This window comes from Herbidospora galbida (assembly GCF_005233835.1).
Lineage (GTDB): Bacteria > Actinomycetota > Actinomycetes > Streptosporangiales > Streptosporangiaceae > Herbidospora > Herbidospora galbida.
The window spans coordinates 82,734-104,443 of the sequence record NZ_SZQA01000009.1 but is presented as its reverse complement, the minus strand read 5'-3'; the positions used below and the strand labels follow the sequence as shown (position 1 = coordinate 104,443).

Genomic DNA, 21,710 nt, shown 5'->3' with positions numbered 1-21,710 from the left:
GTGCTGACGATGGGGGCATGCGCTCACTCCTGTGGTCCGCCGTCGTCCTGGGCCTCGCCCTCGCCCCGCTCCAGCCGGCCGTCGCCGACGACGACATCGGCGGGGTCAGCTGCCTGTCCGGCAGCCTGCACCTGCGGTACACCCCCGGACTGACGTTCACCGAGAAGACCATCCGGGTGCGGGGCAGCGGCGACCTCGACTCATGCCAGTCGGCGCGCCATCCGAGGATCACCAGGGGAGTGGTCCGGGTCAGGGCCACCGTCACGGGCAAGTGCCCGGGGCCGATCGACCCCGCCTCGGCCAAGGTCACGATCTCCTGGAACGACGGCACCCGGACCACGATCACGGAGTCGGCGTTCAACCGCGAGGGCAAGACGCTCCACGTCGAGGGCGACGTGGCCGCCGGGGTCTTCAAGGGCGGGGTCGCCCGCGCCGACGGCCGGGCCACCGGCAACTTCATCGCGGCCGCCGCGGCCTGTCTGACCGGCGGATTCACCCGCAGCTCGATCACCGTCGACCGGTTCTCGGTCGGTTCCTGAGAAACCGAGGGCCGGGACGCCACGTCCCGGCCCCATCAATCCTCCGTGCGGCTAGCCGGCCTCGGAGCGCGGCCCGCCTCCCAGCGAGCGCTGGCGGCGCGTCGCGACGTACATGTCGACGCCGATGGCGACCGCGGCCACGAGGCCGACGATCATCAGCCACCACACGCCGCTGATGCCGGCGATCACCGCCACGGCGACCGCGATCACCAGGCCGAACGATCCGAGCCTGACGTGGACGACGTCGCGCGGGGTCGCCGCCACCATGGGCTTGCCCCGGGCGTCAACCTGTTCTTCCGTCTTTCTCGGCTCTGTCATGATTTATCCCCTACCCTCCGAATTCGTGCACTATCGCCGTTCGACGACCCGGACCTCGCCGCCGAGCTCCCGCACCAGGCGGGCCTCGGGCAGCAGGTCCGGATGGCCGCCGCCCCCCTTGACGTAGACGTCGGGGCGGATGAGCTTCAGCAGGGACGCCGGGGTGTCGTCCTCGATCAGCGTGATGTAGTCGACCGAGCCCAGCCCGGCCAGCACGGCCGCCCGGTCCTCGGCGGTGTTGACCACCCGGTCGGGCGCCTTCCTGAGGGCGGCGCTGCGGTCGTCCCGCACCCCCACGACCAGCACGTCGCCGAACCGCCGGGCCTGCTCCAGGCAGGTCACGTGGCCGGGGTGCAGGACGTCGAAGCAGCCGTCGGTGAAGACGATGCGGCGGCCCTGCTCCCGTTCGGCGGCGACCCGTTCGGCCAGGACCTTGGCCGGCATGGCCGGGCGCGGGCCCAGCTCGGCGAGCAGGTCGCCCGCGTCGCAGACCGCCGTGCCGGGGCGGCGGGAGACCACGTCGGCGCCCGCCTGGGCCAGGTCGGCGGCGGTGGCCGGATCGGCCCCGGCGGCCAGCGCCAGCGCGAAGACCGCGGTGAAGGTGTCGCCGGCCCCCGCGCCGACGAGGTCGCCGGAGTTCGGCCTGGTCCGGTAGGGCGGGCGGCCCTCCCGGTGGACGACCGCGCCGCCGCCCTCGTCGGTGACCACGATGGGGGCGCAGTCGTCCGGGAGGAGGTCGCAGGCGTCATATCTGGCCAGCACGGCGGCCGGTTCGGCGTCGCGCCAGAGTTCGGGGTCGTAGGCGTCCACGATCAGCATCGGCAGGCCCGAGAGGGCCTGGCGGACCTCCTCGGTGCAGACGCCCGCGCCGGAGTCGCAGACGATGACCACGTGGGCCACGTCCACCAGCTCACGGATCTGGGCGACCAGCTCGCGCTCCACCGGCGCCGGGATGGGGGAACGGTCCTCCTCGTCGTAACGTGCCACGATCTGCCCGCCCGACATTACCCGCCGCTTCACGGCGGTCCGTCGGCTGCGGGTGACGATGGGCCCGTCCACCTCGTGGCGGAGGAGGGCTCCGATAAGCGCCGTCCCCGCGGGGTCGGCGCCGGCGACGCCGAGCAGGTGCACCCGGGCACCCAGCGCGGCGAGATTGGCGGCGGTGTTGGCGGCGCCGCCGGGGGCGTCCTCGATCTGCTCGACGCTGACCACCGGGACCGGCGCCTCCTGCGCCATTCTGCTGGCCTGACCCTGGAGCCACGAGTCGAGCATCACGTCCCCGACGACCACGGCCGTGAGGCCGGGGAAGCGGCGCACTGTCTCTTCCGTCATAAGCGTCTCTGCTGCCCGGGGGCGTGCGGGGAAAACCGCAGCGTGTTTGCTCATGAACCCCTCGGGTAACCGGGCCGGGGTACCGAAAGCGAACCGATCCAAGCGAGACACGACGGCCGGAGGGCGGCCGTGGCTCGCGTCTGCGAATCTGCCTAAGAAGGTCCTGCGATGAACCTCATCGTCGAGAGCGTCGAGCGGATCGCCGTCCTGCGGGCCACGGCCCTGGGTGACCTGCTGCTGATCCTCCCCGCCGTGGAAGCGCTGCGCCATGCCTATCCCGCCGCCAGAATCACCCTGCTCGGCCGGGAGTGGCAGGTGCCGTTCCTGCGCGGCCGTCCCGGCCCGGTCGACGACGTCGTGCCCGTGCCGGCCATCGAGGGGTCCCCGGACGCGCCGCCGGAACTCGTGGGCCGCTTCGACCTGGCACTCCAGATGCACGGCGACGGGCACCACGCCAACGCCTTCGTCAACGGCCTGGGCGCGCGGGTGACCGCCGGCCTGCGCGGCGACGACGCCCAGCCGCTCGACCGCTGGGTCCCCTACGTCCCCTACCAGCACGAGACCCTGCGGTTCCTGGAGGTGGCGGGCCTGGTGGGCGCGAGCTCCGAGCACGTCGAGCCGCGCATGCAGGTGACCCGCGGCGACTACGCGGAGTTGCGGTCGGTCCTGGGCGCGCTACCGCGCGGCCTGATCGCGGTGCATCCGGGGGGCCGCGACGCCCGGCGCCGCTGGCCGGCATCCTGCTTCGCCGACGCCGCCGCCCGGCTGGGACGGCCGGTGGTGGTGACCGGCGGGGAGCACGAACGCGATCTGGTGGAGAAGGTCGCCGCGCTGATCCCGAGGTCGATCCCGGTCGTCGGGGCGCTGTCGGCGGGCGGCCTGGCGGCCCTCTACACCGCCTGCGACGTGGTGATCGCCAACGACAGCGGTCCCCGGAGGCTGGCCGCCGCGACCGGCACCCCGACCGTCGGGGTCTACTGGTGCGGCGACCTGATCAACGCCGGGCCGCTCACCCGCAGCCACCACCGCCCCCTCATCTCGTGGACGACGCACTGCCCGACGTGCGGAGGCGCGGGCCTCCGGGAACCGGGCGGCTGCGACCACCCCGTGTCGTGGCTGACGGACGTCGGCGCCGAAGCGGTGGCCGCACAGGCCGACGAGCTGCTCAGCGCCTGACCAGGCCCTCGCTCAACACCGCCGAGGCGGCCCTCAGCATGTCGGCGGTCGTCACGCTCGTCGGGTCGGCGTCACGGCGGAGGGCCTGGTGGCGGGGCCGCTCCTTCGGCGGGCCCCACCGCTCCGGACGCTCCGGGCCGAAGATCGTCACCGACGGGGTGCCGTAGGCCGTCGCGAGCTGGGACACCCCCGTGTCGGAGCTGATCACCAGCCGGGCCCCGGCCACGAGCGCGCACAGCTCCCGCAGCGATGTCCGGCCGGCCAGCACGATCTGCGGCGGCAGCACCGCCTGCGTCGCCACCAGCAGGGCCAGCGGGCGCTCCTTGCGCGAGCCGGTCACGACGACCGGCAGGTCATCCCCGGCCATCGCCCGCGCCACCTGGGCGAACCGTTCCGGCGGCCAGCGCCGCGACAGGCCCGTCCCGCCCGGGTGGATCACCACCGCACCGGGGGCCGGGCTCGGCGTCATCGGCGGGGGCAGCAGCAGGTCGCGGGGGTCGGCCTTCAGCCCGTACCACTCGACCAGGCGGCACCACCGCCGCGTCTCGTGCTCGTCGTCGTCCCACTTCGGGCCGGGGGGATAGGCCTCCTCGGCGTACGCCCACAGCCTCCGGGGCCGCAGGTCGGCCAGCAGTTCCGTGGATCGCGGCCCCCGGCCGTGCAGGTTGACCGCGATCTCGGGGAAGAAGGGCAGGTCGGAGTTGCGGTCGGTGAGTCCGGGCCACATGATCGGCTCCAGGCCGTACGCCGGGATGAGCCGGTCGACCACCCCGGTGAGGGCGGCCAGTTCGCTCAGCTCCGGCGGGCAGGCCAGGGCGATCCTGATGCCACTGCGGCGCAGGGCGCGCAGCGCGGGCACGGCCGTCAGCAGATGGCCGATGCCCTGCGCGCGCAGCACGAGTGCGGTCGTCATGCCGTCGCCTCCAACCGGACGCCGACCTCTCGATAGGCGGCGACCGTCTCCATCGCGATCCTGTTCCATCCGTAGCGCGCCCTGGCCCGGTCGGCCCCGGCGATGCCGTACGCGCTCATCCGCACCGGGTCGGCCAGCAGCCGCTGCACGGCCCTGGCCAGCGCGTTGGGCCGCTGCGGCGGCACCAGCACACCGGTGATCCCGTTGACCACGGTCTCCTTCTGGCCGCCCACGCACGAGGCGACCACCGGCACGCCGCAGGCCATCGCCTCCAGCGCGACCATGCCGAAGGGCTCGTACCAGGGCACCGTGACGACGGCGGCGGCCGAGCGCATCAGCGCCGGCACGTCCTGGCGGGCCACCTGGCCGGTGAAGGTCACCCGGTCGGCCACCCCGTTCCGCTGGGCCAGCCAGCGCAGCCGGGTCACCTCGGGGTCGTGGTGCAGCGCGTGGGCGGGCGGCCCACCGGCCACCACCAGCTCGACACCCTTGATCCCGCGCAGGGCCTCGATGATCGTCGCCACGCCCTTGCGGGGCACCAGGCGGCTGATCGACACCAGCCGGGGCCGGGCCGTGCGCGGCGTCGGGACGTGCGGGTTGAATCGGGCCAGGTCGACCCCGCAGGGCACGACCCGCGCCTGCCGCCGGCTGACGCCCATCCGGCGCAGTTCGTCGACCTCGTCGGTGCAGGTCGCGACGACGGCGTCGGCCTCCCGGCCGATCCGGGTCTCGGCCTCTATCCGGTCGGCCGGGCTGGTGTCCTCGGCGCCCTGGTGGCGCCGCTTGACCGAGCCGAGCGCGTGGTAGGTGTGCACGACCGGGATCCCCAGGTCGCGGGCGGCGCCGAGAGCGGCCAGGCCGCTCATCCAGAAGTGGCTGTGCACCACGTCGGGCCGGTCGAACAGCCACTGCTCCCGCAGCCACTTCGCGAAGTGCGGCACCCACGGGAGGATGTCGTCCTTCGGGATCTTCCGCGCCGGTCCGGCCGGCACGTGGACGACGGTGACGCGGGGCGCGATCCGCACCCTCTCGGGGGTCTTCTCGTCGTCGCGGCGGGTGTAGACGACGACCTCGTGACCGAGGGCCGCGATCGCCCTGGCCAGGGCGTCGACGTGGACGTTCTGGCCTCCGGCGTCGGTGGTGCCGACGCAGGCGAGCGGGCTGGCGTGCTCCGAGATCAAGGCGATCTTCATGGGGTTACCTCCGGAAACGGCTGATCCCGCTCGCAGGCGGGATCGCGAGCGAACGGGTAGCCCGAGTCCGGGGTCACGGGAGCCGGGAGGAGAGCACGCCGGTTAGACGCGGCGAAAAGGGGGGAATGTGCGCTGAGCAAGGGACCTCCGGGACGGCATGCGTCAACACGGGAGGTGCCTGCTTCCTAGGCACAATATTGCCTCCACTTTAACCTATAAAGCCGTCCAGCAAACATCCTGTTTCGCCGGAAAAGGCGCGGGCAGGCGTTTTCTCTATGGACACACCGCACTATGTGGCCGCCCGCGTGCAGCAAGCCATCGCGGAGGACGGCCGGACCAACGAACTCGGCATCCGGGTGGACGTGCGGGGAGACCAGGTCTTCCTACGCGGCCAGGTGAGCGGGGAGGAGCAGCGTCACCTGCTGACCGACGTCGCCCGGGAGGCCGCTCCCGGCCTGACGGTCCACAACGAGGTGACCTGTGTCGAGGTCCGCGACCCCGGCGAGGAGGAGCAGCTGTGAGCATCCGTGTCGCGGCCGTCGCCGACATCCACCTCGACCCGGCCCAGCGGGGCACCTACCGGGCCCGGCTCGACGGCATCGAAGAACGCGCCGACGTGCTGCTGGTCGGCGGCGACCTGACCCGCCACGGCACCCTCGACGAGGGCAAGATCGTCGCGGAGGAGTTCCGCGGCCTGCCGGTGCCCGTCGTCTTCGTGCTGGGCAACCACGACTACCACTCCGACGTCGAGGAGGAGATCATCGCGGTCCTGCGGGAGGCCGGGGGGATCGTCCTCGACGACACCGCCGAGACGCTCTTCGACGGACGGCTCGGCGTCGTCGGCGGCAAGGGCTTCGGCGGCGGGTTCGCCGGCAAGTCGGCCAGCGAGTTCGGGGAGCCCGAGACCAAGGCCTTCGTCCGGCACACGCGGGAGATCGCCGACCGGTGGCGGATCGCGCTGAAGGGCCTCGACACCGAATACCGGGTGGTGCTCAGCCACTATTCGCCGGTGAAGGAGACGCTGGCCGGGGAGCCACCGGAGATCTACCCGTTCCTCGGCAGCTATCTGCTCGCCGAGGCGGTCGACGCGGAGGGCGCCGACCTGATCGTCCACGGTCACGCCCACGCGGGCACCGAGAAGGGCATGACCCCCGGCGGCATCCGGGTCAGGAACGTGGCGCTGCCGGTGCTGCGCCGGGCGTACGCCACCTACTGCCTCGGCTCGGAAGAGTGCTAGAACACGTAATGGCGGCCGGGCTTTCCGGCCGCCATTGTCGTGTTTTCATGATCGCTATACGTTGAAGATACTGACGCCGCCGGGCCCGACGAGGAACCCGAGGACGATGAGGACGATCCCCCAGAGGATGTCCCTACGAGCGAGGATCACGTAGATCCCGGCGATGACGAGTACAACGGCGATGATCCAGAGCAAAGTAGCCATGAAGCTCGACTGCCCTCCCGAAGCGGTCATTAACGTCAGGGAACATGGGCAGGGGAGATTTCATGACACGTTTTGGTTACTTCCTCAGCTCCGAGGAGCACAGCCCGAAAGAGCTGGTCAGGCAGGCCGTGCTCGCCGAACACGCGGGTTTCGAGGGTCTGTGGATCTCCGACCACTTCCATCCGTGGATCGACGAGCAGGGCGAGAGCTCCTTCGTCTGGTCGGTGATCGGCGCGCTCTCCCAGGTGGTCTCGCTCCCGGTGACGACGGCGGTGACCTGTCCGCTGGTCCGCGTCCACCCGGCGATCGTGGCGCAGGCCGCGGCCACCGCCCAGGTTCTGCTCGACGGCCGCTTCCATCTGGGGGTCGGTACGGGCGAAGCCCTCAACGAGCACATCTTCGGCGACCCGTGGCCCCCGGCCGGCGACCGGCAGCGGATGCTGGAGGAGGCCGTGGGGATCATCCGTGAACTGTGGGAGGGCGGCCTGGTCACCCACCACGGGGAGTACTACGACGTCGAGAACGCGCGGCTCTACACGCTGCCCGACGAACCGCCGCCGATCTACGTCTCGGCCTTCGGCCCCGGTTCGGCCGAGCTGGCCGGCCGGATCGGCGACGGTTTCGTGTCGGTGCTGCCGGACGCGGACCTGCTGGAGGCGTACCGGAAGGCCGGGGGAGCCGGGAAGCCGGCGCAGGCGGGGCTGAAGGTCTGCTGGGGCACCGACGAGGACGACGCCCGCCGGCTGGCCCACCGTCTGTGGCCCACCGAGGGCATCGACGGCGAGGCCAACCAGCTGCTGCCGCTGCCGCGCCACTTCGAGCAGCTGGCCACGCTGGTCCGGCCCGAGGACCTGACCCTCCCGGTCGGCCCCGATCCCGAGGTGCACGTCGCCGCGATCCAGCAGTTCGTCGACGCCGGATACGACGAGATCTACATCGCCCAGATCGGGCCCGACCAGGAGGGCTTCTTCGAGTTCTACGAGTCGGCGATCCTGCCGCGGTTCCGCTGAAGCGTCAGCAGCGGCTGCACGAACCACAGCCAGGTGCTCAGTAAGACCACTCCGGCCGCGATGAGAATGGCCGGGGTGGCGCCCAGGTAGACCTCGACGACCAGCCCGGTCGAGCAGGTCATCGACACCGCCAGGGCGATCCCCCCGACCACCGCCAGCTCGTTGGCCCGATGGAGCATGATCTCCTTCAGTCCCGAACGGAACAGGATCCGGTTCTGCACCGCGGGGGCCAGCAGGCAGATCGACGCCACCGCCGCCGACACCAGGGCGGCGTAGAAGAGCCACTTGCCGAACTCGTCGACGCGGCTGAACCCGGCGGAGAAGGGGAGCGTCAGCAGGAACGCGAACAGCACCTGCACCCCGGTCGACTGGACGCGCAGGCCTTGGAGGAGCTCGCTCAGCTCACGGTCGACCCGTTCCTTGGGGTTCTCCTCGGGGTTGGTCAGCAGGATCCTGTGCTCTTGTTCGGTCATTTCGCCACCTTGATCATTTTCGAGTACGCGAGCTGTAACCAGTCGGACACCGCCACCGCCGTCATCGTCGCGCCCACCAGGCGGGTCACCCGGGGGGCGAAGACCATCCCGGCCGCGTAGCCGGTCGCGATCCACTGGGCCAGGCAGAACGGGCAGCTCAGGAGCTCGCCCACCGCGTGGCGATGGCCCTCGCCCCGGACCTCCTCCTTCAGTTCGGAGGGCCCGGAGACGCCGACGTACCGCGTGAAGGGCGCCCTGAGCGGGCTGGTGACGGTGTCCTTCGCGATCGTCCGGGACAGGCGGTGGGTGGCCATCGACATCAGGGCGAGGTCCATGGGGGTCACCCGGTCGGGGGCCTCGCGTCCGGTCAGCTTTCCAGCGGTCAGGAGGGCGGCGACGGCGGTGCCGTACACACCGAGGACCCTGGCGTAGGAAGCCAAAGGGCGTTCCTCGGAATACGCGTCGTTGATCTCTTTGAGGGTCTCGGTCATGGCGCGACGTATTACCCCGGATTGTTTGGGTCGAACGTTCCGGGGCAAACGGTGCGGCGTGGGTAGTCACAGTCACGAGGTAACCGACGCCATCCTGGACACGCTGAAGCGCGCGGGGTCCGGCCTCAAAGAGGTGGGCGTCCGCTTCGCCCTGGCCGGCGGCTGCGCCGGATACGCCAGGGGAGCGGCTCCGTCTCTGCACGACGTCGACTTCGCGCTGGTCGAAGAGGACGTCCCCCTGGCGCTGAAGACGCTGGAGAACATGGGCTTCCGGACCGAACGCCCACCGGAGGACTGGCTGGTCAAGGCCTTCGACGAAGAGGGCGTCCTGGTCGACCTGATCTTCCAGCTGGCCGACCGGCCCGTCACCCCCGAGATGATCGGGCGCGCCACGATGATCAACACCGCGGCGCTGAGCCTGCCGGTGCTGGAGGCGACCGACCTGGTGATCTCGTGGATCCTGCCGCTGTCGGAGCACAGTTGCGACTACTCGGGCCTGCTGCCGACCGTCCGGGCGATGCGGGAGCAGGTCGACTGGGACCGCGTGGCCGGGGTGGCCGAGTCGTCGCCCTACGCCTCGACGTTCCTGGTGCTGCTGGAACGCCTCGGAGTGATCGAGAAGCCGACCCCCGTGCCGGTCGACCGCTGGCCCTAGACCCCTGAGAAAGGCCCCGCCCCCGCAGAGGGGCGGGGCCTTTCGCCTGTTACGGGATCCCGTAGGGGAAGCGCTCGGCGTAGGGCCGCTGGGGTGGGTCGTCGGCCATGATGAAGTCGGGGGCGTTGCTGATCTCTTTCTGGGTCCGGTCGACGTAGATCTTCCGATGCGAGGCGTCGACCTGCGTGATCACGCTGGCGGGCAGCATGACCTTGTGCCCGAAGATCCACGGGCCGGTGTCGATGACGAGGTAGCCCTCGCCGATCTCGTCGCTGACGGCGTCGACGGTTCCGATGCGGCCGTCGACGGCCTCGACGTGATAGCCGATGAGGTTCACGGTGAGTCCGTTTTCGTCCATCGGCTTCCCCTACCCGACAATCAGCACGACCTTCCCCCGTCCGTGCCCGGATTCCACGTCGGCGTGCGCCTTCGCGGCCTCCTCCAGCGGGTACGCCGCCCTGACGGTCACCCGCAGGTCGCCGGCGGCGACCAGGTCGAGCAGCTCGGCGAGCCGGGCCCGGTTCCGGTCGCTGCCGATCCACCGGCAGCCGAGCTCCCGCACGAGCCCCCAGTCGGCGATCGAGCCGATCCGCGACCGGTCGCCGACAAGCTGCACGGTGGTGTGCAGGTTCCCGTGCCCGGCCGCGTCGAGCGCGGCGTCGAAGGGCCCGGCCTCCCTGAGCCGGTCGAGCTCGCCGTCGCCGTACACGACCGGGACCGCCCCGAGGCTCCGCAGGTGGTCCTGGTTCTCGGCGCTCGCGGTGCCGACCACCCGGACGCCCCGCAGCACGGCCAGCTGGGTGATCATCGTGCCGACCCCGCCCGCCGCGCCGTGCACGAGCAGGGTCTCGCCCTTTCGCACGCCCAGGTGTTCCAGCGCGGTGTGGGCGGTCTGCCCCGAGGCGGAGAGCGCCCCCGCCGCCGCCCAGTCGACCCCTTCGGGTTTCGGTACGACCTGCGTCTCCGGGACCACCACGTACTCCGCGTGGCAGCGCATCATCCGGAACCCCACGACCTCCTCGCCGGTCTCCTCGACGACCCCGGCGAACTCGTTGCCGGGGACGACGGGGAACTCCACCGGCGGCGCCCCGGCGGGCATCCGGCCCGACCGCACCGCCAGGTCGACCGGCTGCACCCCGGCCGCGCGCACCCGGACCAGCAGCTCACCCGGCCCCGGCTCCGGCCGGGGCACCTCCATGATCCGGAGCCGGTCCGCCGGCCCGAACTCGGCCACTCCGGCCGCCCGCATGATTCCCATGGGTAGAGTCCACTTCATCAAGCGCACTTGACGTCAATGGGGAGACGAGGGTGATCGATCCCGACGCGGTCTGGCTCCGGCCCGGCCAGGTCGCCGAACGCGCCGGGGTGGCCGTCTCGGCCCTCCACTACTACGAGAGCCTCGGCCTCATCGAGAGCCGCCGCACGGCCGGCAACCGCCGCGAATACCGCCGCGACGTGCTGCGGGTGATCGCCTTCATCCGGGTGGCCCAGCGGGTCGGCGTCTCGCTGGAGCGCATCAAGGAGGCGCTCGACCGCCTCCCGGACGAGGGCGTGCCGGGCAAGCGCGACTGGGCCAGGATCAGCCGCGAGTGGCACGACGACCTGACCCGGCGCATCGAGGAGCTGACCGCGCTGCGCGACAACTTCTCCAACTGCATCGGCTGCGGCTGCCTGTCGCTGGTGGCGTGCCCCTACTCGAACCCCGGCGACGTCCTGGGCCGGAAAGGTCCTGGTCTGCACCGGTTCCCGTAAAAGCTCGGCCCGGTCGGCGTCACGACCAGGCCCGCGGGCCATGACTACGGGTGGGGAAAGGAGCCTCCCGTGTCGCATGGCCTGCCCGAGCTCGGAGACGACTACCTGCGGGATCCTCACGGCGCCTACCAGGCGCTCCGCGCCGAAGGGCCGGTCGTCCAGGTCGTGATGCCCAACGGGATCCGCATGTGGCTCGTCACCGGCTACGACGACGCCCGGGAGGCCCTGGCCGACCCGCGGCTCCGCAAGGACGCCGCCACCCTCCGCGAGGCGCTCCAGCGCGCCGTCACCACGCCCGACGCCCGCGTCCAGCCCGCCGAGCTGGCCTCGCACATGCTCAACAGCGACCCGCCCGACCACACCCGGCTGCGGCGGCTGGTCAGCAAGGCGTTCACGCCCCGGGCCGTCGAGCGGCTCCGGCCCCGCGTCGAGGAGATCGCCGCCGGGCTCCTCGGCCGGATGGACGGCGAGGTCGACCTGATCGACGCCTACGCCTACCCGCTGCCGATGACGGTCATCTGCGAGCTCCTCGGGGTGCCCGAACGCGACCGCGACGACCTGCGGGCGCACCTGCGGGAGCTGCTGGAGCGGCCCTTCCGCGCCGGAGACGACCAGACCGAGCGCGACCGCCGCATCGCGGGCCTGGTCGAGCGGTTCTCGGCGCTCATCGAGGACAAGCGCGCCACGCCGGGCGAGGACATCCTGACCGGGCTGGTGCAGGCCCGCGACCAGGAGGACAAGCTCGACGACGTCGAGCTCATCTCGACCTGCTTCCTGCTGTTCCTGGCCGGGCACGAGACCACGGTCAACCTGATCGGCAACGCCGTCCTGGCCCTGCTCACCCACCCCGACCAGCGCAGCGAGCTGCTCAGGAACCCCGGCGTGATCGACGACGCGGTCGAGGAGTTCCTCCGGTACGACGGCCCGCTCAACTTCGCGCCGCAGCGGGTGACCGGGGAGGACGTCACCATCGCCGGGGTGACCATCCCGAAGGGCGAGCTGGTCGCGGTGGCCCTCTCGGCGGCCGACCGCGACCCGGCGGAGTTCCCCGAGCCCGACCGGCTCGACCTCACCCGCGACGACGGCCCCCACCTGGCCTTCGGCCACGGCATCCACTACTGCCTGGGGGCGCCGCTGGCCCGGCTGGAGGCGCGGATCGCGCTGGCGCGGCTGTTCGAGCGGTTCCCGGAGATGAGCCTGGCCGCGCCCGCCGAGGAGCTCAGGTGGCGGCCGCTGCCGCTGCTGCGCGCCCTCGACCGGCTACCGGTACGACTCGGGCCAGACGCAGGGTGAGGTCGCGGCCAGATAGATGTGGTCGCCGGAACCCCAGGTCAGCGCGAGGATGAACTTGTCGGGCTCGGTGATCCCGCTGAGGTCGGGATTGTCGGGCTGGGCGTTCTTGGCGATGACCTGGAAACCCTGCTCCTTCCAGTAGTCGGCGACCTGGCGGGAGACCACCATGTGCTGGTTGCGGTCGACGCCGCGCAGCCAGTAGGCGCGGCTGACCACGATCTTCTGCAGCGACTCGCTCTTGTCGAGGCAGGCCGTCGGGGGCACCGACACCGGGATGAGTTCGAGCTGGGGCCGGGGGGTCAGCGCCCCGGCCGTGTCGCGGACCAGCTTCTCGACCCGGTCGGTCGCCCGGACCTGGGTCAGTTCGTCGTCGTCCGACATGCCACATCCCGTGAGCGTGAGAAGGAACCAGAACGCGAGCGCGGTCTTCATCGGGGCCCCGATCCGTTGACGATGGTGGCCACGTCGCGGAGGGCGGCCGACTCCGGCCGCCAGTCACCGTCGCCCTGTTCGATGATGATCACGTCGTCGGCCAGCCCGGCCCGCCCGGCCAGGGCCCGGTGGACGGTCAGCGCGCCGTCGCCGTGCCCGATCAGCACGCTCCTGGCCGTGGCCGACGGGGTGTGCGCGGCCCGCAGGCCCAGGCAGAACGCGGTCAGCGCCTGGCCGCCGAGCGCGGCGTTGCGGTCGGGGGTGAAGGCGCCGAAGTCGACCAGCGGGGTGTCGTAGCCGTCCCAGGTGACGCAGGCGACCGGGGTGCCGGCCATGGTCGAGGCCTGCCGCCACAGGAGCTGGGCGCGGGTGATGCTGGTCGTCGCGTCGGCGAGGCCGGTGTTCAGGCCGTGGACGAAGATCACCGTGGTCTGCGCGGTGTCGGGGTCGCCCCACGAGACGGTCAGCCGTCCCTGGCCCGTGACGTCGAAGCCGAGCAGCATCGGATCGGGGTAGCCGGGCACCGGCGCCGTCACCGACCTGATCTTCTCCAGGCGTTTGAGCTGGACGTTCACCCGGTCCCAGCTGCGGGGCAGGTCGCGGTCGGACTGCCACATCACCGACGCGCCGAGCCGGTGGAGGTCGTGGGTGAGCAGGCCGTGCTCGATCCGGAGGAACTCCCGGTTGGCGGAGTCGCGCACGACCGCCGGGAGGCCGTGGAGGCCGCCGAACGCGGGCAGGCCGAGCGAGGTGGCCCGGACCACCGGATGCTGCAACGTCCACCAGGCGTTCAGCCGGTCCGCGAGGCCGGGGTCGGCGCAGCGGTGCTGGAGGCCCAGCAGGGCGTCGACGGCCGCGGGGTCGCCGGCGGAGACCCGCGTGAGCAGGGGATCGGCCCCGGCGGCGTCGCCGGCGTGGGCGCCGAACACGCCGTAGGCGGCCAGGGAGGCGGGCAGGGTCTTGCCCGGGGGCAGTTCGAGCAGCCGGGCGCGGAGGTCTCTGGCCTGTTCGCCCGCCCAGAACGCGAGGTCGGCGATGACCCGCGCCGGGCGGTCGGACATTCCGGCCGCGGCGAACTCCTGCGACAGGAATACGGCGATCTCCTCCAGGCCTCGGGAGGCGGCGCACAATTCACCGGCGAGGGTCGGCAGCACGTTCCGGGAGAAACCCGCGAATGCGCCCTTCGGCCGGGGGAGTTCGGGTATTCCGGCCGCGAGTTCGGGCGTACCGGAAAAAAGGGAAATCGATTCGGAGAGGGCCGTGTGGAGTGCGGTGCGCTGCTCGCCGAGCAGTTCGGCGAACGCCGAGGCGCCACCGCCGGTCCAGGCGATGGCGTGCACCAGGCGGGTCGCCTGATCGAGTGCCGTGTGGTGCTCGGCGGCGATGGCGGTGACCCGTTCGAGGGAGGCAGTCTGGTCCACCATGACCGAGACAGGATCGCAGTCCGCTTTGCTCCAGGTCAGGCGGTTGCCGCTTCACCCACATTCATCCGAATAATCCGCGCTAAGATCGTCGCTTTGCGACCAGAAAACGGATGAATGACATGTCGAAATCGTTAGTTGCGGCAATTGTCGGCATTTATGGTGTGGTGCTGACCTACTTCGCGATCACCGGCGAGGTCCGGGCGCTGCACGCCGTGGCGACGCTGAACGGCTGGTGGGACGACGACGCCGGCGGCTGGGTGCTGGTCCCCGGTCTGATGGTGATCGGCGGGCTCCAGGCGTGGCTGCTCTGGGCGCTGCTGCGGATGCCGCCGCTGACCGTGCACCGGGGCCTGCGGCAGGCCCTCATCGCGCTGGCGCTGTGCGACACCCTCCTGTGGACGGTGCTGATGGAACTTCCGGAGCTCCTGGTCGGGCTCGTCTACCTCGGTCTGCTCGTCGTCATCGCGATCCTGCTGCCGGGGGTGTTCGCGGAGTGGCCGGTGCAGGTGCGGAACGTGCTGGTGGCCCTCGGCCTGATCGGCCTGCCCATGAGCCCGCCGATGGGGGTCGTCCTGATCGTCTGGTGGGGGCTGATGCTGATGCTCCAGTTCTCGGACGGGCGCTGGAGCGCCGCCACACTGGTGGCCGGCCTGGTCGCCATGGGAACGCACCTGACGGGGCTGCTCGTGCCGATGCCGCCGGAGCTCCTCGTCGAGGGCGACCCTCACTGGGCGGCCTACGAGGTGCTGCTCGACGCCTCTGTCGTGGCCGACGCCCTCTGGATGGCGCTCACCGCCCGGGAGCTGACCACGCTCTCGCCGCTGGAACCGGTGGTGACTCCGCGTAGAAGTCGATCACTCGCACCACGGCCCGCTTTCCGAGTGGCCGCGTGACGGTGATCGGCTCGCGCAGGGTGACGCGCGTGTTGGTCTGCGACCCGACCGGCACGACGAGCCGCTCGCCGTCGACCTTCAGCGACGACTCGTAGCCGCGGACCGCGCCGGTGCTCTCGATCAGGTCGGCCGGCACGCGCACGTCGAGGTAGTGGCCGAGCCGGACGCGGAGCCCGGCGTCGCTCACCACATGGGGCCGGACCACGCCCGACGCGATCATCCCGGCCACCATGACCGTGCCGTAGACGCCCAGGGCCAGCAGCGGGGTGCGCACCACCTCGGGCACGCCGAGCCCCCGCAGCAGCAGCTCCACGCCGACCGTCTCGACGAGCTGGATGATCAGGAAGACCGTGAGAAGCATGTTCTGGGCCTTCGCGTACGGCACCGCCACCGCTCCGGCCGGCACGTCGGGCCTTCGCAGCAGCCACCGGCCGATCGACACCAGCCCGTCGACCTCGAACCGCAACAGCCGCACGATCATCGCTTCCGCTCCCTCGACATCGTCATGACCTGGTGGAAGACCGCCGCCTGGGCGGGGGAGACCTCGACGCCGAGCTCGCCGAGCCAGCGTTCGCCGGCCTCCTCGCCGAGCCCGCCGAGCATCGACGCGGGCAGGAGGCCGACGAGGTCGGCGGCCAGCGCGGCCACCCGGGGGTCGTCGGGGGCGGCGTCGTGGAGGGCGTCGAGGCGGGCGTAGAGGTCGGCCGCGCCCTCGACCATGGGGCCCAGTTCGGCCAGCACGTCGGGCGGCAGCAGCGACATCATCTCCCGGTCGAACTTGGCGAAGCCCTCGCCGGGCAGCGCCCGCAGCACGTCGGCCATCTCCGGAGAGACCACCGCGTCGGCGCTCAGATCACCCTCGATCGCCAGCAACATGGACAGGCGCGCTCGTTTCGCCGCCAGGACCTGCTGCTCGCGGGCCAGGTCGGCGTCGAGCTCCAGCAGCACCTCGCGCAGCTCCCGGCCCTCGTCGTCGGCCAGCACGTCGCGGATCTCGTCGAGCGACAGGCCGAGCTCGGCCAGCCGCCGGATGCGCGCCAGCACGACGGCGTCGCGCAGCCGGTAGTCGCGATAGCCGTTGGCCCGCCGGGTGGGCTCGGCCAGCAGGCCCATGTGGTGGTAGTGCCGGATGGTCCGGGTGGACACCCCGGCCATCTCGGCGAGTTCCCCGATCCGCATGCCTCTGATTAGAAACGTTGCCGCTACGTCATGGTCAACAGCGGCGTGATCGCGGTCGTCGCCGAGTGCTGGAAGACGACGAGGGTGCGGAAGCTGACCACCTCCTTGCGCTTGGCCAGGTGGTCGATGAGGAAGCCGTGCAGCCGCTCGTTGTCCTGGACGGCCACCCGGATCAGGAAGTCGTCGCCGCCCGCCACGACCAGCACCTCCAGCACCTCGGGCCGGGGCGCGGCCCAGTCGTGGAAGCTGTTGATGACGGTCCGGCTCGACGGCCTGACCTGCGCCGCCACGATCGCCTGCACGCTGCGGCCGATCTTCGACAGGTCGAGCCGGGCGTGGTAGCCGGTGATGACCCCGCGCTCGTGCAGGCCGCGGACCCGCTCCAGGCAGGTCGAGGCGGCGATGCCGACTCTGCGGGCCAGCTCCCGGTTCGACTGCCGTGCGTCGAGCTGCAATTGGGCGATGATCGCCGAATCTATGTCGTCCAAATCCATGAATTGGACCCTAGCGCCGATCATACGTTCGGTTGGCGGCCTTGAGCTCCAGGTGAATGTCTAGAGTCGTCGGCGTTGACCACTCGATTGAACGGAGTCCGCCGGTGGAGACCAAACTCGTCATGGTGCTGCGCGACGACCTGCCCCCGGGCCTGGCCGTGAACGCCGCCGCCGTGCTGGCCCTCAGCCTCGGCGACGCGCTGACCGAATGGCTCGGCTCCGACGGCAAGGACGCCGACGGCAACGTCCACCCCGGGCTCAACACCCACCCCGTGCCGGTGCTGACCGCCTCCGGCGAGGCGCTGCGCGAACTCCACGACGCCGCGCCCGAGGAGGTCAGGGTCGTCGGCTTCACCGAGGTCGCCCGGCGGGCCCGCGAGTACGGCGAGTACCTGCGGACCCTGGCGGAGACTCCGGCGGCGGAGATCGACTACGTCGGCCTGGTGGTGTTCGGGCCGAAGGCGCCGGTCACGAAGCTGACCCGGCGCCTGGCCCTGATGCGCTAGTTCGGGTTCTTCGCGTGGGTGAGCGTCTCCCACGCCACGAACAGGTAGTTCGTGCCGGCCGGGCGCTGGCGCTCGGTCAGGGTCTGGGTGTTAGTCATCCCGATGCCCATGCGGGTGTTCAGCGCGTTGAAGCCCACCTCGGTCACCGGGCCGAGGCCCAGGTGCAGTGAGCCGCCGCACAGCCACGCCGGGGCGGCGGTGCCGAGCTGGTACTTGGAGTGGAGGCCGAGCGCGTGCCGGAGCCGGTCGGCGAGCTCGGGATAGAGGTCCTGGCCCTGGATGCGGCTGGTCTCGGCGACGTGCGAGATGGCGCTGATGCCGTAGCCGGTGTGGGTGAAGTCGCGGCAGGTCTCCTGGCTCAGGCCGTCGACGAAGGTGGTCTGGCCGTGCCAGAAGTTCACCAGCTCGCCGTAGGTGTCGACGCCGCCCACCGGCGGATACTTCGGCTGGGGGCCGTCGGCGGCGACGTACAGGAAGGCCGCGGCGCGGGCTCGGAAGCGGGCGACGGCGCGGTCGTAGACGGCCTTGTCCTCCAGGAAGACGGCGATGCCGATGGCCGCCTCCATCATCGACAGCTCCCAGTTGCCGTTGCTGGACGAGCCGTTGACGACCTCGGGCAGGTAGACGTTACGCAGCATGGTGGCGAACCGCTGCATGTTCGGCCAGCCGCCGGTGTAGGTGTAACGGATGATCTCCGCGGCCCTCGGCCACGTGGAGGCGGCCCAGGCCGACTGGAGCGGGGCGTTGCTGTTGGTGTGGTCGCGCAGCACGGCCGACCAGGCGTCCATGATCGAGATGGCCTTGGTCGCGTAGCGCGCGTCACCGGTGATGTACCAGCGCAGTGCCAGCGTGTACGCCGCCAGCGCGTCCTGCCGCTCGTCGGTGCACCCGATGTTCGGGTTGGAGTAGGAGCCGCACTCCACCACCGCGCGCGGCGTCGGATTGCGCGTCAGCGAGGCGAACGGCGAGGCCGCCATCTGGTCGAACGCGGCCTTCCACGGCTGGGCGTTCGCCGCGACCCGGCCTTTGACGAAGTCGAGCTGGGCCCGGCTGACCATGACGCCCGGATGGGCGAACACGGCCGGCGCGGCCTGGGCGGGCGTGGCCACGAGGGTGGACAAGAGCACCAGAAGTGCGCATAACGAGCGTGCCATCGGCAGACTCCGTACAGAAAGAGACGGGTGGGACGAGCGCTCTTGAGCGCTCATCCAACACAGACCTGACAGTCCGGGTCAATATGGTTAGGAAAGTTTCCTAAGAAATCCGGGCACGAAGAAGGCCCCGGGAGGCGTCGTGCCTGCCCGGGGCCGGGGTTGGAAGCGGGCCGTCCGCCTGGTCATCGTGGCCACCCTAGGCGAGCACCTTCGCGACGAAGTCGTCGAGGTTCACGACCAGCCGGGCGATCTTGTCCTCCGGCGACAGCGTCTCTGAACCCGACAGCCGGTCGGTGGCCTTACGGCCCCGGACGTAGAGCGAGCAGGCCAGGTCGGAGCACAGATAGGCGCCCACCGTGTTGCCCTGCCGCCCGGCCGCGCCGACGCGGGGCGCCACGAACAGCGCCACGCCGGTGCCCCCGTGGGAGGTCACGCAGACCGAGCAGACGGTCGTCTTGACGACGCTGCGCTTGACGCCCTGCGGGAACCGCATGACGATCCCCGTCAGCCGCCCGCCGTGCTCGGCGACCAGATAGCCCCGCTCGGGCGACTGAGGGTCGCGCCAGCCCAGGAAGTCGAGCGACTCCCAGTCGAGCTCACGCAGGTCGCGCGGGAGGTTGAGGCGCGAGGCCTCACCCTTGGAACAGTTCACGAACGAGGCACGGATCTCTCGTTCTACCAGCGGAATCACCCGGTGACGCTACCCGGCCCCGCCGGGTGTTTCACCTGGTTTTAGCTGTCTTAGCCGCGCCGGATGACTTCGGTGTGCTCGGGCAGGGTGATCCGGTAGCGGACCGTGCAGTCCATGCAGCCGCCGGAGTCGATGGTCAGGGTCTGGCCGTCCCACGACTGCGACTGGTCGGGCCGCTCGCGGGCCCACGTGGTCTCGCGTTCGATGACCACCCGGTCGCCCGTGCCGTGCTCGATGTCGATCGGGACGCCGGGTCCGCTGTGGTCGACCAGCACGAACTGCGGCGTGTAGAGCAGGTACTCGTCGCGGACGGTCTCGGTCGTGCGGGTGTCGACCAGCGCCATCGGGACCCCCGGTTCGTCGAGCACGGCCGTGGAGAAGCCCGCCGCGCCGAGCACCAGGATCGCGGCGGTGAAGATCGCGCCGGAGACCCGCCAGCGCAGCCGCGCCGCCGCGTTCACGAGACCCTCAGGAACCGGAGCACGGCCAGCACGCGCCGGTGGTCCTTGTCGTCGCCGGCCAGGTCGAGCTTGGCGAAGATGTTGTTGATGTGCTTGCCCACGGCGCTCTCCGAGACAGACAGAGCCTCGGCGATGCCGGTGTTGGAGCGGCCCTCGGCGATCAAGGCCAGCACCTCCTTCTCTCGGCGGGTCAGACGGTCGAGCGGGTCGCTGTGGCGGCGGACCAGGAGCTGGGCGACGACCTCGGGGTCGAGGGCGGTGCCGCCCGTCGCGACCCGGCGCAGCGCGTCGAGGAACTCGGGCACGTCGGCCACCCGGTCTTTCAGCAGGTAGCCGACCCCGGTGGTGGTCGTGGACAGCAGGGTGGCGGCGTAGCGCTCCTCGACGTACTGCGAGAGCACCACGATCGACATGTCGGGCCACTGCCGCCGGAGCACCAGGGCGGCGCGCAGGCCCTCGTCGGTGTGGGACGGCGGCATGCGCACGTCGGTCACGACCAGGTCGGGCCGGTGCTCCTCAGCCGCGCGCAGCAGCCCCTCGGCGTCTTCGACGGCGGCCACGACCTCCATGCCGGCCGACCGGAGCACCCAGACGAGGCCCTCGCGGAGCAGCACGGAGTCTTCGGCGAGGACTACCCGCACGGCAGATCGGCCCGGATCGTGGTCGGCCCGCCCTCGGGGCTGAGGATCGTGATCAGCCCGTCGACGGAACCGGCCCGCTGGATCAGGCCGCGCAGCCCCGAGCCCTCGGCCGGGTCGGCGCCGCCCCGCCCGTCGTCGAGCACCTCGACGATCAGCCGGTCGCCCTCTCTGCGCACGGTGACGAACGCCTCGTGGGCCTCGGCGTGCTTGGCGACGTTGGTGAGCGCCTCGGACACCACGAAGAACGCCACCGCCTCGATCGTCGGGGAGGGCCGCCGGTCGACCTCGACGGTCAGCCGCACCGGCACCGGCGACCGCGCGGCCACCCCCGACAGCGCGGCGTCGAGGCCCTGCTCGTCGAGCACCGCCGGGTGGAGCCCGCGCACCAGGTCGCGCAGCTCCTTCAGCGCCAGCTTCGCCTCGTCGTGGGCCTGCGCGATCACCTGCCGGGCCGGTTCGGGCAGGTCGGTGAGGGTGGTGCGGGCCATACCGAGGTTCATCGCCAGCCACACGAGCCGGCGCTGGGCGCCGTCGTGGAGGTCGCGCTCCATCCGGCGCCGCTCGGCGTCGGCCGCGTCGATCACCTCGGCGCGGCTCTCGCGCAGGCTCTCGACCCGTTCGGTCAGCAGGTCGGCGGTGCTCGGGCCGAGCAGCGACACGGCGGCCACCTCGTCGACCGAGCAGATCAGTCTGGCCGCCCACGGCCCGGCCACCGCCAGCGCCGCCGCGAGCGTCAGCATGAACCAGCCCTCGATCTCCGAGGTGCCCCGGTCGGTCCAGTAGTTGATCGCCACCGTGAGGGCCGCCAACGCCCCCGACCAGGCCACGATCATGGCGAACAGCCCGATCCCGGTGATGAAGGGGGCGAGCAGGTGGTAGGCGAGCTGCCGCCAGGTGCGCGGGTCGCGGATCTCGGCATAGAGGAACCTGATGGGGTTCCGGGTGCTCTGCCTGCGCCGGATCGCCGGGATCTCGATGGACAGGAACGCCGCGAAGCGCCCCCGCTGCAGCCCGGTCAGATGCCGCAGCAGCCAGAACATGAGCGGCAGCGCGACCAGGGGGACCACGATCGTCCAGATGAAGATGATCGAGACGGCGGCCAGGCCGCCGATCACGGCCAGCGCCAGCAGCGCGACCGGCGCCCCGGTCACCACGTGCGCGGTGCGCAGCCAGGTCGGGGCGGCCCAGTGAGAGCGCAGCCGGTCCCACGGGGTGAGCGTCTGGGTGAGGGCCATGGGGACAACCGTAG

The 21,710-nt window shown here is 71.4% G+C and carries 29 protein-coding genes; 10 read left to right on the top strand and 19 right to left on the bottom strand.

What is annotated here, in order from left to right:
• The first annotated feature begins 17 nt into the window (after positions 1-17).
• Positions 18-539: a hypothetical protein gene (locus FDA94_RS12100; protein ID WP_137247158.1), complete on the top strand. Its 522-nt coding sequence runs from the start codon at positions 18-20 to the stop codon at positions 537-539.
• Between the two features lie 51 nt (positions 540-590).
• Here FDA94_RS12100 and FDA94_RS12095 read toward each other — a convergent pair whose 3' ends face one another.
• Both FDA94_RS12095 and FDA94_RS12090 read right to left on the bottom strand, forming a co-directional pair.
• Positions 591-857, bottom strand: a complete 267-nt coding sequence (locus tag FDA94_RS12095; protein WP_137247157.1) for a hypothetical protein — start codon at positions 855-857, stop codon at positions 591-593.
• Between the two features lie 30 nt (positions 858-887).
• Positions 888-2,189, bottom strand: a complete 1,302-nt coding sequence (locus FDA94_RS12090) for a PfkB family carbohydrate kinase (RefSeq protein ID WP_170990897.1) — start codon at positions 2,187-2,189, stop codon at positions 888-890.
• A 168-nt stretch (positions 2,190-2,357) separates the two neighbouring features.
• Between FDA94_RS12090 and FDA94_RS12085 the strand changes: the two genes are divergently transcribed.
• Positions 2,358-3,365, top strand: coding sequence for a glycosyltransferase family 9 protein (locus tag FDA94_RS12085; RefSeq protein WP_137247155.1), 1,008 nt, complete (start codon positions 2,358-2,360; stop codon positions 3,363-3,365).
• Here FDA94_RS12085 and FDA94_RS12080 read toward each other — a convergent pair.
• Positions 3,355-4,278, bottom strand: coding sequence for a glycosyltransferase family 9 protein (locus tag FDA94_RS12080; RefSeq protein WP_137247154.1), 924 nt, complete (start codon positions 4,276-4,278; stop codon positions 3,355-3,357). The genes FDA94_RS12085 and FDA94_RS12080 overlap by 11 nt on opposite strands.
• Positions 4,275-5,471, bottom strand: a complete 1,197-nt coding sequence (locus tag FDA94_RS12075) for a glycosyltransferase (RefSeq protein WP_137247153.1) — start codon at positions 5,469-5,471, stop codon at positions 4,275-4,277. The genes FDA94_RS12080 and FDA94_RS12075 overlap by 4 nt, the downstream gene beginning before the upstream one ends.
• 275 nt (positions 5,472-5,746) lie before the next feature.
• Here FDA94_RS12075 and FDA94_RS40435 point away from each other — a divergent pair, with 275 nt between their 5' ends.
• A complete protein-coding gene (locus FDA94_RS40435) occupies positions 5,747-5,992 on the top strand; it encodes a BON domain-containing protein (protein WP_137247152.1) in 246 nt (81 codons plus the stop codon).
• Entirely contained in the window at positions 5,989-6,708 is a 720-nt protein-coding gene (locus FDA94_RS12065) for a metallophosphoesterase family protein (RefSeq protein ID WP_170990896.1), read from the top strand. The genes FDA94_RS40435 and FDA94_RS12065 overlap by 4 nt, the downstream gene beginning before the upstream one ends.
• Positions 6,709-6,762: 54 nt before the next feature.
• Here FDA94_RS12065 and FDA94_RS39085 read toward each other — a convergent pair whose 3' ends face one another.
• The gene (locus FDA94_RS39085) at positions 6,763-6,912 is read right to left on the bottom strand and encodes a GPGG-motif small membrane protein (RefSeq protein ID WP_169807523.1); all 150 of its coding nucleotides are present in this window, start codon (positions 6,910-6,912) and stop codon (positions 6,763-6,765) included.
• Between the two features lie 62 nt (positions 6,913-6,974).
• On the opposite strand from FDA94_RS39085, the gene FDA94_RS12060 reads away from it, so the two are divergent.
• The gene (locus FDA94_RS12060) at positions 6,975-7,922 is read left to right on the top strand and encodes a TIGR03557 family F420-dependent LLM class oxidoreductase (protein ID WP_137247151.1); all 948 of its coding nucleotides are present in this window, start codon (positions 6,975-6,977) and stop codon (positions 7,920-7,922) included.
• Here the strand turns inward: FDA94_RS12060 and FDA94_RS12055 are convergent.
• Entirely contained in the window at positions 7,889-8,395 is a 507-nt protein-coding gene (locus tag FDA94_RS12055) for a DUF6328 family protein (RefSeq protein ID WP_137247150.1), read from the bottom strand. The two genes, FDA94_RS12060 and FDA94_RS12055, sit on opposite strands and share 34 nt — an antisense overlap.
• Positions 8,392-8,886, bottom strand: a complete 495-nt coding sequence (locus tag FDA94_RS12050; protein WP_137247149.1) for a DUF1360 domain-containing protein — start codon at positions 8,884-8,886, stop codon at positions 8,392-8,394. Before FDA94_RS12050 ends, FDA94_RS12055 begins: the two co-directional genes overlap by 4 nt.
• A gap of 58 nt (positions 8,887-8,944) precedes the next feature.
• On the opposite strand from FDA94_RS12050, the gene FDA94_RS12045 reads away from it, so the two are divergent.
• Positions 8,945-9,541, top strand: a complete 597-nt coding sequence (locus FDA94_RS12045) for a nucleotidyltransferase family protein (protein ID WP_137247148.1) — start codon at positions 8,945-8,947, stop codon at positions 9,539-9,541.
• Between the two features lie 49 nt (positions 9,542-9,590).
• Here FDA94_RS12045 and FDA94_RS12040 read toward each other — a convergent pair whose 3' ends face one another.
• Both FDA94_RS12040 and FDA94_RS12035 read right to left on the bottom strand, forming a co-directional pair.
• Positions 9,591-9,899 (bottom strand): PRC-barrel domain containing protein, encoded by a 309-nt coding sequence (locus tag FDA94_RS12040; protein WP_137247147.1) that lies wholly within the window; start codon positions 9,897-9,899, stop codon positions 9,591-9,593.
• 9 nt (positions 9,900-9,908) lie between these two features.
• Complete coding sequence (locus FDA94_RS12035) at positions 9,909-10,799, bottom strand: NADP-dependent oxidoreductase (protein ID WP_342778465.1); 891 nt, start codon at positions 10,797-10,799, stop codon at positions 9,909-9,911.
• A 53-nt stretch (positions 10,800-10,852) separates the two neighbouring features.
• On the opposite strand from FDA94_RS12035, the gene soxR reads away from it, so the two are divergent.
• A complete protein-coding gene (soxR, locus tag FDA94_RS12030) occupies positions 10,853-11,293 on the top strand; it encodes a redox-sensitive transcriptional activator SoxR (protein WP_137247251.1) in 441 nt (146 codons plus the stop codon).
• Between the two features lie 69 nt (positions 11,294-11,362).
• Positions 11,363-12,586 (top strand): cytochrome P450 family protein, encoded by a 1,224-nt coding sequence (locus tag FDA94_RS12025; protein WP_212735292.1) that lies wholly within the window; start codon positions 11,363-11,365, stop codon positions 12,584-12,586.
• Here the strand turns inward: FDA94_RS12025 and FDA94_RS12020 are convergent.
• Both FDA94_RS12020 and FDA94_RS12015 read right to left on the bottom strand, forming a co-directional pair.
• Positions 12,554-13,018, bottom strand: coding sequence for a hypothetical protein (locus FDA94_RS12020; protein WP_137247146.1), 465 nt, complete (start codon positions 13,016-13,018; stop codon positions 12,554-12,556). The genes FDA94_RS12025 and FDA94_RS12020 overlap by 33 nt on opposite strands.
• A complete protein-coding gene (locus FDA94_RS12015) occupies positions 13,015-14,442 on the bottom strand; it encodes an alpha/beta hydrolase (protein WP_137247145.1) in 1,428 nt (475 codons plus the stop codon). Before FDA94_RS12015 ends, FDA94_RS12020 begins: the two co-directional genes overlap by 4 nt.
• A gap of 164 nt (positions 14,443-14,606) precedes the next feature.
• Between FDA94_RS12015 and FDA94_RS12010 the strand changes: the two genes are divergently transcribed.
• On the top strand, positions 14,607-15,335 hold the full coding sequence (locus FDA94_RS12010; RefSeq protein WP_137247144.1) for a hypothetical protein: 729 nt from the start codon (positions 14,607-14,609) through the stop codon (positions 15,333-15,335).
• On the opposite strand, the gene FDA94_RS12005 is transcribed toward FDA94_RS12010, so the two are convergent.
• Genes FDA94_RS12005 through FDA94_RS11995 form a run of 3 tightly spaced genes read right to left on the bottom strand, consistent with a single transcriptional unit; the run spans position 15,232 to position 17,008 of the window.
• Positions 15,232-15,816: a hypothetical protein gene (locus FDA94_RS12005; protein WP_137247143.1), complete on the bottom strand. Its 585-nt coding sequence runs from the start codon at positions 15,814-15,816 to the stop codon at positions 15,232-15,234. The genes FDA94_RS12010 and FDA94_RS12005 overlap by 104 nt on opposite strands.
• Positions 15,813-16,514 carry a MerR family transcriptional regulator gene (locus tag FDA94_RS12000; protein WP_137247142.1) on the bottom strand — a complete coding sequence of 234 codons (702 nt, stop codon included), beginning with the start codon at positions 16,512-16,514 and terminating at the stop codon, positions 15,813-15,815. The genes FDA94_RS12005 and FDA94_RS12000 overlap by 4 nt, the downstream gene beginning before the upstream one ends.
• Before the next feature lie 23 nt (positions 16,515-16,537).
• Complete coding sequence (locus FDA94_RS11995) at positions 16,538-17,008, bottom strand: Lrp/AsnC family transcriptional regulator (protein ID WP_212735291.1); 471 nt, start codon at positions 17,006-17,008, stop codon at positions 16,538-16,540.
• A 104-nt stretch (positions 17,009-17,112) separates the two neighbouring features.
• Between FDA94_RS11995 and FDA94_RS11990 the strand changes: the two genes are divergently transcribed.
• Complete coding sequence (locus tag FDA94_RS11990) at positions 17,113-17,514, top strand: DUF2000 domain-containing protein (protein ID WP_246059784.1); 402 nt, start codon at positions 17,113-17,115, stop codon at positions 17,512-17,514.
• Here FDA94_RS11990 and FDA94_RS11985 read toward each other — a convergent pair.
• The 5 genes from FDA94_RS11985 to FDA94_RS11965 form a co-directional block, all read right to left on the bottom strand.
• Positions 17,511-18,668, bottom strand: a complete 1,158-nt coding sequence (locus FDA94_RS11985) for an alginate lyase family protein (RefSeq protein WP_212735290.1) — start codon at positions 18,666-18,668, stop codon at positions 17,511-17,513. The genes FDA94_RS11990 and FDA94_RS11985 overlap by 4 nt on opposite strands.
• Before the next feature lie 196 nt (positions 18,669-18,864).
• Entirely contained in the window at positions 18,865-19,359 is a 495-nt protein-coding gene (locus FDA94_RS11980) for an FBP domain-containing protein (protein WP_137247139.1), read from the bottom strand.
• A gap of 50 nt (positions 19,360-19,409) precedes the next feature.
• Positions 19,410-19,820, bottom strand: coding sequence for a hypothetical protein (locus FDA94_RS11975; RefSeq protein ID WP_137247138.1), 411 nt, complete (start codon positions 19,818-19,820; stop codon positions 19,410-19,412).
• The gene (locus tag FDA94_RS11970; RefSeq protein WP_137247137.1) at positions 19,817-20,461 is read right to left on the bottom strand and encodes a response regulator; all 645 of its coding nucleotides are present in this window, start codon (positions 20,459-20,461) and stop codon (positions 19,817-19,819) included. Before FDA94_RS11970 ends, FDA94_RS11975 begins: the two co-directional genes overlap by 4 nt.
• The gene (locus FDA94_RS11965; RefSeq protein WP_137247136.1) at positions 20,452-21,696 is read right to left on the bottom strand and encodes a sensor histidine kinase; all 1,245 of its coding nucleotides are present in this window, start codon (positions 21,694-21,696) and stop codon (positions 20,452-20,454) included. The genes FDA94_RS11970 and FDA94_RS11965 overlap by 10 nt, the downstream gene beginning before the upstream one ends.
• Positions 21,697-21,710: the final 14 nt, after the last annotated feature.

What these genes read in the sequence shown, in the direction of transcription:
- FDA94_RS12090 (WP_170990897.1), bottom strand. Translation starts at nt 2,189, where the DNA reads ATGACGGAAGAGACAGTGCGCCGCTTCCCCGGCCTCACGGCCGTGGTC.
- FDA94_RS12005 (WP_137247143.1), bottom strand. Translation starts at nt 15,816, where the DNA reads ATGATCGTGCGGCTGTTGCGGTTCGAGGTCGACGGGCTGGTGTCGATC.
- FDA94_RS12015 (WP_137247145.1), bottom strand. Translation starts at nt 14,442, where the DNA reads ATGGTGGACCAGACTGCCTCCCTCGAACGGGTCACCGCCATCGCCGCC.
- FDA94_RS12075 (WP_137247153.1), bottom strand. Translation starts at nt 5,471, where the DNA reads ATGAAGATCGCCTTGATCTCGGAGCACGCCAGCCCGCTCGCCTGCGTC.
- FDA94_RS12050 (WP_137247149.1), bottom strand. Translation starts at nt 8,886, where the DNA reads ATGACCGAGACCCTCAAAGAGATCAACGACGCGTATTCCGAGGAACGC.
- FDA94_RS12095 (WP_137247157.1), bottom strand. Translation starts at nt 857, where the DNA reads ATGACAGAGCCGAGAAAGACGGAAGAACAGGTTGACGCCCGGGGCAAG.
- FDA94_RS12060 (WP_137247151.1), top strand. Translation starts at nt 6,975, where the DNA reads ATGACACGTTTTGGTTACTTCCTCAGCTCCGAGGAGCACAGCCCGAAA.
- FDA94_RS12100 (WP_137247158.1), top strand. Translation starts at nt 18, where the DNA reads ATGCGCTCACTCCTGTGGTCCGCCGTCGTCCTGGGCCTCGCCCTCGCC.
- FDA94_RS11965 (WP_137247136.1), bottom strand. Translation starts at nt 21,696, where the DNA reads ATGGCCCTCACCCAGACGCTCACCCCGTGGGACCGGCTGCGCTCTCAC.
- FDA94_RS11995 (WP_212735291.1), bottom strand. Translation starts at nt 17,008, where the DNA reads ATGGATTTGGACGACATAGATTCGGCGATCATCGCCCAATTGCAGCTC.
- FDA94_RS39085 (WP_169807523.1), bottom strand. Translation starts at nt 6,912, where the DNA reads ATGGCTACTTTGCTCTGGATCATCGCCGTTGTACTCGTCATCGCCGGG.
- FDA94_RS12080 (WP_137247154.1), bottom strand. Translation starts at nt 4,278, where the DNA reads ATGACGACCGCACTCGTGCTGCGCGCGCAGGGCATCGGCCATCTGCTG.
- FDA94_RS11985 (WP_212735290.1), bottom strand. Translation starts at nt 18,668, where the DNA reads ATGGCACGCTCGTTATGCGCACTTCTGGTGCTCTTGTCCACCCTCGTG.
- FDA94_RS12085 (WP_137247155.1), top strand. Translation starts at nt 2,358, where the DNA reads ATGAACCTCATCGTCGAGAGCGTCGAGCGGATCGCCGTCCTGCGGGCC.
- FDA94_RS12055 (WP_137247150.1), bottom strand. Translation starts at nt 8,395, where the DNA reads ATGACCGAACAAGAGCACAGGATCCTGCTGACCAACCCCGAGGAGAAC.
- FDA94_RS12040 (WP_137247147.1), bottom strand. Translation starts at nt 9,899, where the DNA reads ATGGACGAAAACGGACTCACCGTGAACCTCATCGGCTATCACGTCGAG.
- FDA94_RS12000 (WP_137247142.1), bottom strand. Translation starts at nt 16,514, where the DNA reads ATGCGGATCGGGGAACTCGCCGAGATGGCCGGGGTGTCCACCCGGACC.
- FDA94_RS12035 (WP_342778465.1), bottom strand. Translation starts at nt 10,799, where the DNA reads ATGGGAATCATGCGGGCGGCCGGAGTGGCCGAGTTCGGGCCGGCGGAC.
- FDA94_RS40435 (WP_137247152.1), top strand. Translation starts at nt 5,747, where the DNA reads ATGGACACACCGCACTATGTGGCCGCCCGCGTGCAGCAAGCCATCGCG.
- FDA94_RS12020 (WP_137247146.1), bottom strand. Translation starts at nt 13,018, where the DNA reads ATGAAGACCGCGCTCGCGTTCTGGTTCCTTCTCACGCTCACGGGATGT.